Origin of the sequence: Frondihabitans peucedani (assembly GCF_039537585.1) — a bacterium.
GTDB lineage: Bacteria > Actinomycetota > Actinomycetes > Actinomycetales > Microbacteriaceae > Frondihabitans > Frondihabitans peucedani.
Window position 1 is genome coordinate 1,771,869 of the sequence record NZ_BAABAU010000001.1, and the last position, 13,901, is coordinate 1,785,769.

Annotated in this window: 11 protein-coding genes; 4 read left to right on the forward strand and 7 right to left on the reverse strand. The window is 60.5% G+C overall.

What is annotated here, in order from left to right; genetic code table 11:
• Positions 1-154: 154 nt before the first annotated feature.
• A complete protein-coding gene (locus ABD733_RS08160; protein ID WP_344794879.1) occupies positions 155-553 on the forward strand; it encodes a hypothetical protein in 399 nt (132 codons plus the stop codon).
• A 345-nt stretch (positions 554-898) separates the two neighbouring features.
• Here ABD733_RS08160 and ABD733_RS08165 read toward each other — a convergent pair whose 3' ends face one another.
• The 7 genes from ABD733_RS08165 to ABD733_RS08195 form a co-directional block, all read right to left on the reverse strand.
• A complete protein-coding gene (locus ABD733_RS08165) occupies positions 899-1,885 on the reverse strand; it encodes a ComEC/Rec2 family competence protein (RefSeq protein WP_344794881.1) in 987 nt (328 codons plus the stop codon).
• Positions 1,886-1,988: 103 nt separating this feature from the next.
• A complete protein-coding gene (locus ABD733_RS08170; RefSeq protein WP_344794883.1) occupies positions 1,989-2,525 on the reverse strand; it encodes a hypothetical protein in 537 nt (178 codons plus the stop codon).
• Positions 2,525-3,253 carry a hypothetical protein gene (locus ABD733_RS08175; protein WP_344794885.1) on the reverse strand — a complete coding sequence of 243 codons (729 nt, stop codon included), beginning with the start codon at positions 3,251-3,253 and terminating at the stop codon, positions 2,525-2,527. The genes ABD733_RS08170 and ABD733_RS08175 overlap by 1 nt, the downstream gene beginning before the upstream one ends.
• Before the next feature lie 354 nt (positions 3,254-3,607).
• The gene (locus ABD733_RS08180) at positions 3,608-5,317 is read right to left on the reverse strand and encodes an oligopeptide/dipeptide ABC transporter ATP-binding protein (protein WP_344794887.1); all 1,710 of its coding nucleotides are present in this window, start codon (positions 5,315-5,317) and stop codon (positions 3,608-3,610) included.
• The gene (locus tag ABD733_RS08185; RefSeq protein WP_344794889.1) at positions 5,314-6,183 is read right to left on the reverse strand and encodes an ABC transporter permease; all 870 of its coding nucleotides are present in this window, start codon (positions 6,181-6,183) and stop codon (positions 5,314-5,316) included. The genes ABD733_RS08180 and ABD733_RS08185 overlap by 4 nt, the downstream gene beginning before the upstream one ends.
• Positions 6,180-7,130: an ABC transporter permease gene (locus ABD733_RS08190; protein ID WP_344794891.1), complete on the reverse strand. Its 951-nt coding sequence runs from the start codon at positions 7,128-7,130 to the stop codon at positions 6,180-6,182. The genes ABD733_RS08185 and ABD733_RS08190 overlap by 4 nt, the downstream gene beginning before the upstream one ends.
• A gap of 77 nt (positions 7,131-7,207) precedes the next feature.
• On the reverse strand, positions 7,208-8,767 hold the full coding sequence (locus ABD733_RS08195) for an ABC transporter substrate-binding protein (RefSeq protein ID WP_344794893.1): 1,560 nt from the start codon (positions 8,765-8,767) through the stop codon (positions 7,208-7,210).
• A 96-nt stretch (positions 8,768-8,863) separates the two neighbouring features.
• Between ABD733_RS08195 and ABD733_RS08200 the strand changes: the two genes are divergently transcribed.
• The 3 genes from ABD733_RS08200 (at position 8,864) to ABD733_RS08210 (ending at position 13,869) form a co-directional block, all read left to right on the forward strand.
• Positions 8,864-9,901: a zinc-binding dehydrogenase gene (locus ABD733_RS08200; RefSeq protein WP_344794895.1), complete on the forward strand. Its 1,038-nt coding sequence runs from the start codon at positions 8,864-8,866 to the stop codon at positions 9,899-9,901.
• A 132-nt stretch (positions 9,902-10,033) separates the two neighbouring features.
• Complete coding sequence (locus ABD733_RS08205; protein ID WP_344794897.1) at positions 10,034-12,103, forward strand: KAP family P-loop NTPase fold protein; 2,070 nt, start codon at positions 10,034-10,036, stop codon at positions 12,101-12,103.
• A 560-nt stretch (positions 12,104-12,663) separates the two neighbouring features.
• Positions 12,664-13,869 (forward strand): hypothetical protein, encoded by a 1,206-nt coding sequence (locus tag ABD733_RS08210; RefSeq protein ID WP_344794899.1) that lies wholly within the window; start codon positions 12,664-12,666, stop codon positions 13,867-13,869.
• Positions 13,870-13,901 lie beyond the last annotated feature (32 nt).

The following is a 13,901-nucleotide window of genomic DNA, read 5'->3' on the forward strand; positions in this document are numbered from 1 at the left end:
TCTCCGTTTGGACCAGCGCTCGATGTCGGGAAGATTCTGGACCGTTCGGTCGTTAACTATGTCGTCTGCATTCGGGTGCGGACTCGGCGCCCGCTGGCAGACATGGGGTCTCGCGGGCGCCACCTCAAACCCCTACCGCAGGAGAAGTCGCAACATGTACGTCGAAGCAGGCTCGAACGGGTCTTTCAGCATCACGCTCGCCCAGGCCGAATACGAATTCCTCTACCGGTCTGACTACATGGCTGTCAGCCCCGTCACGGGCGCATTCATGGTCTGGCCGGACGCATCCGTGCCTGGTCACGGTGAGTTCCTGAACCTCTACGACGAGGTCAGCGAAAGGCTGGCGTTCCTCGGCGCGCCTGTGGCCCTGGAGGGCGTCGTACTCAGCCTCTCGAAGAATGACGTCGTGTTGCTTGCCGGTGTGATAGCCGCAGGCTTGCGAGACTTCGGGGACAGCTTTGACGAGATGCTCGGCTTCAGCAGGGAATCAGCGGAGGCCATGATCGCAGCTCTCGATTCGGCCCGCGCCTTAGCCGGTCTGGTTTGGGAGTGAGTCAGCACTCAAGATAACTTGCCAGTCTGCGGGAGAGGCACACAAAAGAAGAGTTCGCGCGAAGGCGGCTACCCGGCAATCCATGAGGAACGACGACCCCGCGACATACCGCCGGGTGAATCCGGGCCTGATCCGCAAGATCTCCAGGTGAAATCAGCCTTTTGTTTCTCGTGGGACCAGACCCCCGGATTGTTCTATGGGCGGTAAGGAGACGCCGCCCAAGTAGTCCCAGCGCATCAATGTCTGCAGTTCGCAGAGAATGAGCCTCCGACTACCTCCGGATCGATCGTGTCGCGTCGTCCGTCAGTCTGGTTGATATGAGAGCGGATATAGCTGCCGCAAGCGTCACAAGTGACGTGCAGGCTCTTTGAATCTCACCGTCCATCCGCTCGCGCCTTCGGCACGTCTAGCTTGCACATGCCCCACACGTCCCCAGGGTTGACGAACATTTCGAGCCACTGTCTCTAGGGATTTACCGGCGCTTTGAGCCGATCGACTGGGAACGGGTATGCGGGACGGGGCAGTCGTGTATCCGTGCGGCGTGAATGAGAGGATCCGAGCGACGTCTGCGGACGACGGCCTCGGGTTCCGACCTGGCCGAAACGGCGCAATGAGAGCTACCGGGTCAGTCTCAAGAAGGCGCGACCAGACGGGTTCGTGGTGAGCATTGGGAGACCCGTGATGTGGGACTTTGAATAAGGAGGCCTTCTGCTGCGGATCGAAGCCGTCGAGGATGCCCTTCCAACCACAGCCTTCGGGTCCAATGATCAAATCTGCCCCCAGGAGGATGACGGATGAGCCAAGTTCCAGCCAGAGGGCGATGGAAGCCTCGTTCGGGTCTGGCGGACGGAGTTTCATTCTGTCTTCGGCGCGGGCCATGCCGGCAGCAAGTTGTTGGTTGGATCGGTATTGGGCGACGTCGGAGGGGCTCAAAGCGATAACTCTCGTGGCGCCATGATCCCCTGTTGGTTCCACCTCCCAAAGAGTCTTTTGTGCCGTCGCGTAGGCGATCGCTTGTGGGCGCGATCTCAAATTCAATTCTTCGACCACGGCCCGAAACTCACTCCGGACTGATTGACGAAGCACCCGCTCGATGTCTTCATCGGCGGCAACAGAAGCAAAAAATTCATCGCTGGTGAGAGCAGCCGATTGAACGTACTTGGCCTCTTTTGCGCGTTTGAAGAGATCTCCTATTCCCGCAATATGGTCATCGTGTGCATGCGTGCCGACGACCAGCTTGACCTGAGTGGAAATATCCACGCCAATGGCGTCAAAGTACGTGACGAGAGCGTTCGTGCCAGACGGTTGCTCGATGCACGAGTCGATCGTCATCCAATCACCGCGGCCCATGTGGACGGCAATCGCTTCCCCTTTACCAGGGCCGAATAGGGAGACTTCAATCTCATCGGGGCCCGGCGGCGAAAGGATGACGTCTCTAGGTGAGACCATCAAGGAGCTGCTTCATCGCCAGGCCGCGCTCACGATGCGCCCGAACTTCTCGGTGAGTCCATTTGCCTAGCCTGCGTAGCCGAACGCTGCTTGTAGTTCTCGGTCTTCCCCTCGGATCGAGTACCTTGCGAACGGTTACATAAACCAGGTCGCCTGGTGTGGGAACCTCGCCGACTCCAAGTTGGTCGGTGTCGAAATCGGCTACGTACGAGTCGCTGCCCTCTCCAGATTGCAACTCTGCAGTGAACTCCTCGCCGTTGATTTCGAGAATTCGACCGGACCAAGTCGTCAGACCGCTGATCCGCGACGCGTCGGCAATCCACGAACGCGGGTCCACGGCCTTGGAAGTAAGTTCCTGTTCCGGCGTCTTATTACTCGCCGTAACGCGCCGAATGTCAGTTTTCGGACGCGGCACCCGAGTAGTGCTCGCAAATGATTGATCGCGAAGAACACCCGTTGATCTTATCTGCGACGCGTTGCTCGTCTCCATGTTGAGACGGCCATCGGTAAGAATCGCGACCATCAGCTAAGCACCTCCGCAATCACATGCGTACGAATACTTTCCGCCTGAGCGAATGATGACTCCCAGGCTGTGGCGAGCACTTCGAGGGCGAAGGCGTGCTTCTTCAAAGAGGTGCCCGAATCCTCCACCTCTGATGTTTCCGTGATGCGGATAGCGGGCTGGTGTTCTACAACAGTCAGGTCGAAGTGATCGTTGATAAGGAAGTAGACGCCCAGCTTCACCTGGGCGGAGGGTTGCACGGTCACGTGGACTCGACCACCGTAGTGATCCTGCCTCTGTCCCCACAGAGTCACGTCCTTCATGCCCGACTCTTTGAGAACATCATTCCAAAGTGCTTTTGGAGCCAGAACATCGCCGACGAGGTTGAACTCATCAATGTCCTCCATTTGCACGTGGTACTCGCGGTTAATTCCCAATGCGGTCAGCGGCGTAATGACGGCATTCAGGACCCCCAAAGCGACATCTCGAAGTAGGGGAAAGTCGTCTACCGACGTGGACGTGAGAACCATGTTTTCAGCAGTCACTGTCACTGTTAGCCATGCCAGGCGTAGGACGGTGAGATCTGGCGTGACCCCGTCGATTTCGGCACGATCGAAATCTGCTGAGCTGATCAATTCCTGGTCGCGGAACCACTCCGGCGTGAATTGCCGAGGCGCGAAAACTCCTCGGAAATTCACCGTGGCCCCCTCGAGGGCGACGGCGCGGTTGTCCGATTGGATCTGTCCCACATGCCGACGTTAGCGGACACAGCTCAAGGAAGTCACGGACCAGTTCGGGTTACAGGGTCTCTTCCGTGCCGACGAATACTCACCGCACGTATTCGATCACAATGATTTCCCTGGCTCGGTCCCAGCTGACCAGGATTTAGCTTCCAGCTGCTGCCACGTCGCTCGCCGGGGCGCTCAATTACATTGCGGGCTCGAAACTGAGCCCCTTCTCCGCAATCGAAGGCTGGAGGCGCCGACCCATTTCATCTGGCTTGACTTTTCTGCCTGGCATTCGGCCATCGATCTCTACGCGACGAAAGGAGCGGGGCCCTCCGGACGCGATGACGCAGGTGCGTTCCGGCCGGGCGCCCGGCGTTATGCCTCAGTGGGCAACTCCTCGGGCGCGAGGTGACAAAGGACGGTGTGCCCGTCTGACAAGGTCACGTTGGGGGGCGGTGTGGTGGCGCAGAGCCCATCAATCTCGAAAGGGCAGCGGCCCGACAATCGGCAGCCGGCGGGGATCTTCTCCTCGCTTGCGATCTTCTCCTTCACGATGCCGGTCTGATGGCGCGCGGCGCGGAGGAGCTGGTCGGTATAGGGATGGCGAGGGCCTGCGAAAATCGCGTCGACGGGGCCGACTTCGAGCAGACGGCCTCGATAGAGGACCGCGATCCGATCGGCGATGCTTCGGACGACTGCGAGGTCGTGCGAGATGAAGAGATAACTGACGTCGGTGTCCGTTTTCAGGGCTGTCAATAGCGCGAGGATGCGGGCTTGGACGGACACGTCGAGGGCGGAAACGGGCTCATCGCACACAACAAGGGAGGACGGGCCAGCAAACGCACGGCCGATCGCCGCGCGCTGTTTTTGACCACCGGACAGTTCACGCGGAAGTCGGCGGAGTAGCTGGTTGTCGATGTTGACCTGCTGGGCTAGCTCGGCCACCGTCTTGGTCCCGCGAAGAAGCTGGATGGAGCGTGCGAGCATGCGGCCGATTCTGCGGCGGGGGTTCAGGGTCGCGTCCGGCGATTGGAACACCATCTGCACCGGCCGTTGTCCGATTCTCTTTCCGACGAATTCGATGGACCCGTCGACATCGGTAAGACCCGCCACCGCACGGCCGAGGGTGGTTTTGCCACTGCCCGACTCGCCGATGAGGGCGAGTACCTCCTGCTCATAGATGGACAGGCTGACATTGTCGAGAGCTGGCCGCTGGCCGTAGAACTTTCGAGCGCCGTCGATTCTGACGAGTTCTGCTTTGGGGCTGACGCGGGTCAAGTCGCTCCCGGCCGGCAGAGTGTCCAGTCGTGGAGCCGCCCGGACGAGTTCTCGGGTGTAGGCGTGTTGCGGCGAGGTCAAAACTTCTGTCGCACTTCCCGATTCAACGATGACCCCGTCTTGCATTATGGAGACTCGATCGCAACGGCTCGCGATCAGGCCTAGGTCGTGACTGATCATGAGCATGGACGTGCCGAGATCTCGCCGGAGACCGTCGACGAGGTCGAGAACCTCGGCCTCCACGAGTGTGTCCAGCCCGGTCGTGGCCTCGTCGAGAATGAGCAGGTCAGGTTCGCGTGCAACGGCCATGCCGATGACGATTCGCTGTTGCTGACCGCCGGACATCTCGTGGGGGTAACGGGCCGCAATCGAGCGGGGATCAGAAAACCCAACACGCTCCAGAAGTTCGAGGACAGCTGGCGAATCTGCCACGTAGCGTCCGCCTCGCCGAGGAGGCAAGCGCTCGGCGAGTTGCATCCCCACTCGCATCGTAGGGTTCAGAGCACGAGCGGGCTCTTGGTAGACCATGCCGATGTCGTTCGCCCGGACTTCGCGCAGCTCCTCGTCGTCGATCTTCGTGAGATCCAGACCCCGGAACGCAACGCTGCCGCCCTCGATGTGGCCGCCCTCGGCGAGGAAGCGCACGATGGCGAACGCGGTGGTGCTTTTGCCGCTGCCCGATTCGCCGACGAGCCCAAACGCTTCTCCTGGTCCCACCTCGAAGGTGATCCCACGCACGGCTTGGGTAGTGGAGTCGCGTTCACGATACGTCACGGAGAGGTCGCGCACGGAGAGAAGAGCGGTCACGATCCCACCTCGTCCTTGAGGTCGTTTGCGACGAGGTTGACGGCGACAACGAGGGTCACGATGGCGAGAGCGGGCGATGCGACCGTCCACCACGCTGTTTGGATGAAGATCCGATTCTCAGCGACGGCGAGCCCCCAGTCCGGCGACGGTGGTTTGGCTCCGACGTTCAGGAATGAGAGGCCGGCGGCGAGGAAGATGGCGAAGCCTAGACGGATGGTCGCCTCGACGAGGAGTGGCCCCGTCACGTTGGGGAGCAACTCCGAGGCGAGAATTCGAGTCGTTCGCTCTCCTTGAGTACGCGCGGCTTCGACGTATTGGTTGCCCATCTCGACTAGGACGGCGGATCTGACGGTGCGTGCGATGACGGGGGTGAAGAAGATGGCGATGACGATGATCGTCGTCCCGGCGGACCGCCCGAATGCGGTGGCAACGAGCATGACGGCGACTATGGCGGGTACGGCGGCAATGATGTCGAACGATCGCATGAGGAAGTCGTCGACGACGCCCCGGTAAAAGCCGGCGACGAGTCCGAGTGCCGCCCCAGCGGCGGCGGCGAGAGCGGTCGCCGCCGGGGCTACGGCGAGGATGGGACCGGCGCCGGCGAACACACGAGTCAATTCGTCGCGTCCGAGATTGTCCGTGCCGAGAAGGTGCGACGGCGAGGGCGACGAGTTTGGGATTCCTGTGGCGGCTCCAGGATCGATTCCGAGCGCTAGTACGGCCAGCGGACTAATCACCCAGAGGGCGAGGATCGCGATTCCCACGATGAACGACGGGCGACGAATGAGACGCGCAACGACGCCCTGAGCGGCCGGTTCCGTTGCGGTGGGCTGCAGGGCAGCAGCGCCGACTGGCGCGAGGCTCATCGTCGGCTCCGAGGGCTGAGGTCGATTCGTGGGTCGAGGGCGAGGTTGACGAGATCCGCGACCAGCAGCAACAGGATGGACGCCGTCGCCGTCACCATGACCGCGGATTCGAGGACCAATAGGTCCTTTTTCTGAACTGAATCCACGATCAGGGCTCCGATGCCGGGGTAGGAGAAGAGAGTCTCGACGATCACGTTCCCCGCGACCAGGTAGGCAAGTTGTCCTCCGAGGACCGCGACTGAGGGGACGAGGGAGTTGCGAAGAAGGTGGGCGCGGACGATCCTGCGGCGCGAGAGTCCTTTGAGTACAGCCGTGCGGTAGAACTGCGATTCCAGGCTGCCCACCGCCTGGGTGCGCACCATTCGGGCGACATAGCCGATCGAGGCGACGGCGAGGGCGATCGCCGGCATTGTCATGGCCACGAGGCGCGCGCCGATGTCCGTCGATGCGTCGACTTCCGAGTGGACGGGGAACAGCGGAACTCCGACTGCGAACAGGACCAGAAGAAGGGAGCCGGTGGCGAATTCTGGAATCGACGACAGGGACACGAGGGCGACGTTGATGCCTTGGTCCAGGCGGGTGCCGCGGCGTATTGCCTGAAAGAGGCCGAGTGCGATTCCGAAGAGGGCGATGAGGACGAACGCGTAGATACCGAGGAGTACGGAGTTGCCGAAGCGGGGCCACATGACCGAGGCGACGGGCGCGTTATAGCTCAAGCTGGTTCCGAGGTGCCCGGATACAAAGCCCCCGAGCCACTGCCCGTACCGTTCTAGAGTCGAGCCGTCGAGCCCGTTGGCGGCCTTCCATCTGTTGATTTGCGCCTGCGTAGCGAATTGGCCGAGCGCCGCCCGGCCCGGATCCCCGGGAACAACTTGTACCAGCCAGAAGACCGCGGCCGAAACGATAAAAAGTACGACGGGAACTTCTAGGACGCGCCGCACGATCATTCGAGCGACGGGGCGCTGTTGTCGGACGCCGCGACCTGACGGGGCAACCGCGGTTAGAACACCTGCATCCGCCATGGTCAGGACTTCGGGCTCATCCAGGCGCCGGTGTAGTCGACGTCGACGGCAAAGCGTGGAAGGTGCACGTTCTTGTCGAGAAATTCCCGGCGGTGTCCGAAGGCGGTGATGATGACCGGCGCATCATCCCACTCGATCTTTGCAATCTGGTTGACCAGCTTCTGTCGTTCCGTCGACGTCGTGGCCGAGTCGTAGGCACTGGAGAGCGTGTCGAGTTTTGCGTTCGAGTAGTGCGAGGCGTTCCAGATGGCACCGGTCCGATAAAGGAAGTCGTTGTACTGGGACGGTGAGGGGCGTGACGACCAGTACGTGATGGTCGCCTGCGCGCTCAGCCAGGGAGAATTGGCGCCGGCCGCGAAGTACTGATCTGCCGTGAGCACGTTGACTTTTACGGAGAAGTTTTTGTATTTCTTCAGCTGCTGCTGGATTTGCAGTGCCTGGGTCTCGTCGGTCGAGCTGGTCGTGATGGTGAAAGCGACCTTCTTGGAACCGAGGAGGCTGCTGACCTTGTCGGGGCTGGCATCTCGCTGCTTGAGCACGTTCGGCCTCACGGGGTCCGTCGGGCCGTAAACCGTGTCGTTTCCAAGGTCGGCGTTGCCGCCGTAGACAACGTTTTTGATTGCCTTGCGATCGAGAGCCCACGCGAGGGCTTGTCGTACCTTCTTGTCATTGAAGGGCTTCTCGTCGACGCGTAGAACGAAGGCGGAGAAGCCGGCTTCTGGCTGCGTGCGAACGACGTATTTCGATGGATCGAGGGCGGACGTGAAACTCGCCGGGATGGTTTCGCCGATCAGGGCGTCCTCCTGGCCACTTTGGAAGCCGAGGACGCGTGCTTGCTGGTCCTTGTATTCGTTGACCTTCACGCCTGCAAGGTGGATGGCGCCCTTGTTCCAATAGGTGGGGTTCTTCTTGAACGTGATGCTTTGGCCGGCGGCGAAATTGGTGATGACGAATGGTCCCGTCCCGACTGGGTGGGCCTGCCAGGTTCCGGTCTTGTAGTCCGCGGGCAAGATCTGGGTGTTGGATCCGGCCAGGAGGTACGGGAAGTCTGAAAACGGCTTATCGAGGGTGAAGACGACGTGGCCGGGTGCGCCCACTTTGACGGATTTGAGGATCCCGGCGAAGGCTCCGGCGCCCGCGGAGACGCTGTTCGGTGCGATGACCCGATCGATGGTCGCGACGACATCGTCGGCCGTCATCGTGGAGCCTGTGTTGAACTTGACGCCGTCTCGAATGGCGAAGTCCCACGACAGTCCGTCAGCCGAGGCTTTCCAGGACATCGCCAGATCTGCGTGAGGCTTGTAGTCGGTTCCGACGCGGACCAGCTTTTCCGTCGCGATGTCCACGAGGGTTGTTCCGCCAGGACTGGCAACGGTGACGGGATCGACTTGTGTGCCGGGATCTACGATGCTGATCCGCAACGTCCCGCCGTCGACGATTTTGCCTGCTTGGCTGGCCTGCGGCGTGGCAGTTGAGCCCGAGCACCCCGCCAATCCGAGGGTTATTGCCGCGGCCGCTCCGAGAATAAGGAAGCGTCGACCTTTTGCTTCACGGTTTTTCACGTCGCACTCCCTCTGAATCACGGCTAATCTGCCACAAAGTCAACTTGTAGACGCCATAGTCAACCACCGATTGCCTAGGTCGTCTACTATGCGGACATGGCGAATATCGAAGGCGGCCAGGTCCCGGCCGAAACGCAGCAAGTGGTCCTCGTTCGTGACGTCGGAGCGACGATTCAAACAGACGACTTTGAAGTCCGGTCGGCTCCCGTGCGGCCTCCCGAGGAGGGCGAAGTTGTCGTCCGGAATCTCGTGACCAGCGTCGATCCTTACCATCTCCGTCTTCTCCGTGGAGGCCAGGGTCATGGCAACCAGCTCATCGGACAGCCTCTGATGTCGAACTGCGTCGGCCTCGTTGTCGCGTCACGGGATGAGCGCGCACCAGTCGGCACGCAGGTGGCGACGTACTCGGGCTGGACCGAGTACGCGACTCTCCGGCTCGAGGACAACGACCTTGCTGATCCGGATATGGGGGACGAGCGCGACTGGATTCAAACGTTGGGTACTCCAGGGGTCACTGCTCTGATTGGTCTTCGAGACGTCGCCAGACTCCAGGGTGGAGAGGTCGTCGCAATCAGCGGAGCGGCTGGTGCCGTCGGTGGCGTCGCCGTCCAGGTCGCCAAGGCGGCCGGCGCCCGCGTCATCTCGATCGCCGGGGGTCCGAGCAGGGTACGCCACACCGTCGACACTCTCGGAGCGGACCTCGGCCTCGACTACACCAGCCCGGATTTTGACGAGCAACTCGCTCAGGCATCAGCGGGTGGAATCGACATCTTCTTCGACAACGTTGGCGGGAAGCTCCTTGAACGCATGATCGGGCACCTAGGCACCCACGGCCGCGCTGTCATCTCCGGGACAATCTCGACGTACGCCGGCGGATCTGACAACGGCATCACGATCGACACCGCCGACCTCCTGCTGGAGCGAAAGATCGTGCAGGCGTTCAATGTAGGAGACCACTACGCCGCGAGCCTGCTCCCGGCTAGAGAGACGCTCGCGGCGGGTATCCGCAACGGGTCAATCAAGACAGTTGTCACGGAGTATGACGGCCTGGGCTCCGCCCCGGAGGCACTGGCGGCAGTATTCCGGTCAGGCTCGGGGGACGTCGGAAAACGCATCGTCCGAATCGGATACTAGACGCGAGCCTCCGACGATGGCGCGTAGATCCTGCCAACCAGTGCATCACATCATGCGCTTCATCCCGCGGAATCCCCTATGCCTGCCAACTCCTAAGGTGGTGGAACGCGCAAAGGTAAATGGGGGAACGCCATGGACGTTGATCTTCAGAGGTCTGCTCGAGCCCGGCGCTACGCCGAAGAACTGCTGAACCAGATAGCCACCTCCAACTCGCCTAGGACGTTTGCTCTCATCGGGCCTTGGGGCTCGGGCAAGACCTGGCTCCTCGAGGAACTCCTATCCGATGTTCAGAACCTGCCGGGCTGGATCGGTGACCACCACGTCATCGCTCGATTCGAGCCCTGGTACTTCTCCGATGAACAGTCTCTTTTCGCTGGCTTTGCCTCATTTCTTCTCCAACAAACCCTAAAAAAAGGCAGAGCCAGGAAGCGGGCTGCGAAACTCTTGGAGTTCGTCGGTCCGGCCCTCAAATTCCCAGCCATCGATCTCGCGGAGGCCGCAAACAAAGCGTCAACCGCACTCGGTGGCTCAAGCGCCCCACAGGCGATTCGAGCCGCCGTGAAGAAGGGGCTCGAAGACGCAGAGCGTCACGTTGTCGTCGTCATGGACGATCTCGACCGACTGAATCCTGACGAGCTATTAATGCTCTTCAAACTGATCCGCCTTGTGGGTGACATACCTCGCCTTCACTATGTCCTGGCCTACGACGAGGAAACCTTGTTCCACCTGCTTTCTCAAACCCCGATCGCCTCCAACTCGAGCGAGCGGGCGAGACGCTATCTTGAAAAACTCGTTGACCGGCGGTGGGAGGTTCCAGAACTCACGTCCCGACAGGTCGACGACCTCGTCATCAACCGACTTCCATTTCCGGACGCTTTCGAGAATCCCCAAGATCCAGGTGTCGGCTACCGCCTTGCCGTGCTCATCTACCAGACAGTGAAAACTCCGCGAGCTGCCCAACGACTCCTCGACACAGCCCTTGCCGTACCACAATCCATCCTTGAAGAGCTGCACCCGCAAGACCTCTACTTCTCGCTCTGGCTCCGCACGTTTGCTCCTGACCTTTGGAACATCATCAAGCAGGAGGCAGACCTACTCGTCGGAAATCGGACCTCTGTCTTTTCCTTCTCGGACGACAGCAGAAAGGCGGACGCCGAACGACTCCTCAAACGCCTTCGCGAGGCAGCGACGATGATCCCCGCCGGAACTGAAGCGATAGACCTACTCCTGGACACCTTCCCGGCTTTCAATCGACTCGTCGTCGTGAATGCCAGCCGGACTTCTGTGAAGCCGCCTCGATTTGGAAATTCCGATTCTGTCGATAAGTACTTCTGGTTGGAAGTACCACCGGATGCAGTCTCCGACTTGGAAGTTCGCGCCCTCGTTCGTGAACTGCCAGCTACACGCGCCTCCGATCGGCTGTCAGAACTCCTAAACCACGCTCCTCGACTCCTCTTAGGTGCAATTCGCGGGGCCCTGGAAAAGGATTCAAGCGTCCGTGCTGTCGTCTTCGCCTATCTCGAAACAATCTACAAACAACCCGGCATAGCCAACGGAGCAGGGCTATTTGGCTCCGTCGATAGCCTCATCAAGAGCGTCGCCGAAGACATCGTCAAATCGGCAAGCGAATCAGAACTTCGAGTAATTGAAGCTCGAGACGACGACTTAGGGAAACGTCGGCTTTTCATAGTCGTGGTCACCGACCTTCTAAGGGAGAAGTACCTGCCGGAGGGACATGTCAAGGAGTGGGCAAGGGAGTTGAAACCGAAGATCGTCGCTTCCCTGGAGCAGGCAATAGGCGAGCAGGCGGAGCGTCCGGCATTGAACGGAGAAAACATCACGATGCTTTTGCGCGTCGACCACGCGGCTGCGCAACAGGTCGCGATTGAGTCGATTAGGAGGGGCGTGTGGAATGGCGTCGATCTCGCCGAAATGTACGTGACGCGGACGGGCGATGCCGAAGAGTCCGGGCGCGTGTACTTCCACCCGCGCGCGGTCCGCTCGCATTGGGACGACGAAGTTCAAGCACTCATGCTCCGAGATGCTAGCGGCATCGACATTCCTGAACAGTGGCTGCTAGACGGGCCGCCTCTCGTACTCAGTGGAAGCGCGTTCGAACAAGCCAGGAGATTCATTGCTGCCTTCTCCCTATGCCATCCGGAAGCCGCGAGGATGATTGATGCCGACCGCGATGACGACTAGGAGTCGCGCAAGACGCCACAGGACGGGGCCTCCAAACGGGCCCCGATAATCCTCAGGAAAGACGACAGGTAGCCTGACGAACGTGGACCTCTTCTGGCAACAATTTCTTCCTCAGCTAGGTTCCGCGGCTGTAGGGGGGTTGATCGGAATTGCCGGCACCGCAGTGGCGTTTCGATGGCAGAGGCGGGCAGCTTCCAATGACGCTCAGGACCGAGCCGTCGAGCACCTACTCATGACGTTGAGTGACTTGGCGCGAGCGGCCGACAATTGGCAGAAGCAAGTAGCCATATCGACGTGGCAGCCCGGCGACCGGCCTGGGTCACACCCTCATCCAGGTGGCGTGTCGATAGCCATTGAACTTCTCAGGCTTCGAACTCCGCGGCGTGAGCGAAGCACTGTCACGCAGATATCGGAAGCTTGGGACGTCATTGCTCAGGCTCATGGCGGTCCTCTCAGCTCGGCCTGCGGATTACTAGCCGGAGCCGTGGTCTCCTGGCGGGACCGGGAATTGGCCGCCACTTTCGAGTCCTCGCTCCGAGTGGCGCAAACAGTCGCCCGCAATGCGGGAGTCGCTTCGGGCAGAGGTAGCGAAGGTCAAAGCAGCGCACCACCCCCCGGCGAGTAGTGACGACGGACAACAGGACGGAAATAGCATCACAGACGCCGAAGCCAGGGCGAGGGACATCACCGAGATTTCATACCTCGGAATCCTCGCCGACTCATACTTCTCAGTGCGACTGGCCCGCCAGCTGCACAATCTTGGCGACGCCGGGCCCTACGTCGCTCACATCATGACGCCGTGGTGGTCCCTGTACATCCATGAACTTCGACCCGGCTCGACATCTGCCGACCTCCTCACCGAACTTTCACCGGAAGCAGCCGAGGCACTCGAGCGCTCTCGCCACGGCCTCAAGATGTTCCTGGATACCAAGCGAGACATACATGCCTGCGAGGACTATTTCGAGGCAATCGAGCACGCACATCGTCAACGGTTTACAGGACAAGTGACCCCTCTCCTTCGCGGCCTAACCAGGGACCTCGGCATTACGACCTATAGGCACACAAACGTGTCAACTTCCCACGGCGTCGCCTTCGCTACTGGGCTAGAACCGACGGCCGTGCTGAGCGATGAAATGGGTCCAAGGCTGGGACGACTTTGGAATGAAGCCGGCGGGGCCTTCGCGATGGCAGCCTTAGCGACGGACGGTCCCCGGCCCGCCGTTCTAGACACATGGGATCCAGCGCTGTTCAAGCAACACGACAAGAAGTCCACGCGCTTCTACTCGACGATATTTACCGGCCGCGGTCATCCCCACCTCAACGCCGTCTTGCTCCACTACCTTGGGATGGTGAACGCGGCGAACATGCTGCTACCTGTCGTTTTCGACGTCAATGGAGACCAGTACGCGCTCTTCAAGATTCGCTACCTACTGACGTCGCACGTCCTCGGGTCACTAAAGCGATTGTCGTCCGACCCGCGAGACCTCGACTCAAAATCTGCAACGCACCTTCGCCATCTCGTCGAAGACATCCCATCACCTGTGTCAACCAGCCGCCCATGGTTCCGCAACCTCCTCGTCCACTACGAACCGAACTCGAAGACGGACGTCTCGCTGTTCAATCCTCAACATCTGCTCGCCGGGCTGGCGAAGATCGCAGAGGTCCCCGAGGATGTGAACGACCTACTCGCCGGGGTCAACTCCAATCTTGAACACCTTGCGAGCGGTCTCGAGGCTTGGATGAACGCAGGTGCCCGAGCGGCGTGACGCAATCACTTTCTTCACGAGCAGGGACCACG

Bases quoted from the DNA above. Each gene is read 5' to 3' on its own strand.
- ABD733_RS08160 (WP_344794879.1), top strand. From the start codon at position 155: ATGTACGTCGAAGCAGGCTCGAACGGGTCTTTCAGCATCACGCTCGCC.
- ABD733_RS08170 (WP_344794883.1), bottom strand. From the start codon at position 2,525: ATGGTCGCGATTCTTACCGATGGCCGTCTCAACATGGAGACGAGCAAC.
- ABD733_RS08205 (WP_344794897.1), top strand. From the start codon at position 10,034: ATGGACGTTGATCTTCAGAGGTCTGCTCGAGCCCGGCGCTACGCCGAA.
- ABD733_RS08210 (WP_344794899.1), top strand. From the start codon at position 12,664: ATGCGGGAGTCGCTTCGGGCAGAGGTAGCGAAGGTCAAAGCAGCGCAC.
- ABD733_RS08190 (WP_344794891.1), bottom strand. From the start codon at position 7,130: ATGATCGTGCGGCGCGTCCTAGAAGTTCCCGTCGTACTTTTTATCGTT.
- ABD733_RS08185 (WP_344794889.1), bottom strand. From the start codon at position 6,183: ATGAGCCTCGCGCCAGTCGGCGCTGCTGCCCTGCAGCCCACCGCAACG.
- ABD733_RS08200 (WP_344794895.1), top strand. From the start codon at position 8,864: ATGGCGAATATCGAAGGCGGCCAGGTCCCGGCCGAAACGCAGCAAGTG.
- ABD733_RS08165 (WP_344794881.1), bottom strand. From the start codon at position 1,885: ATGACGATCGACTCGTGCATCGAGCAACCGTCTGGCACGAACGCTCTC.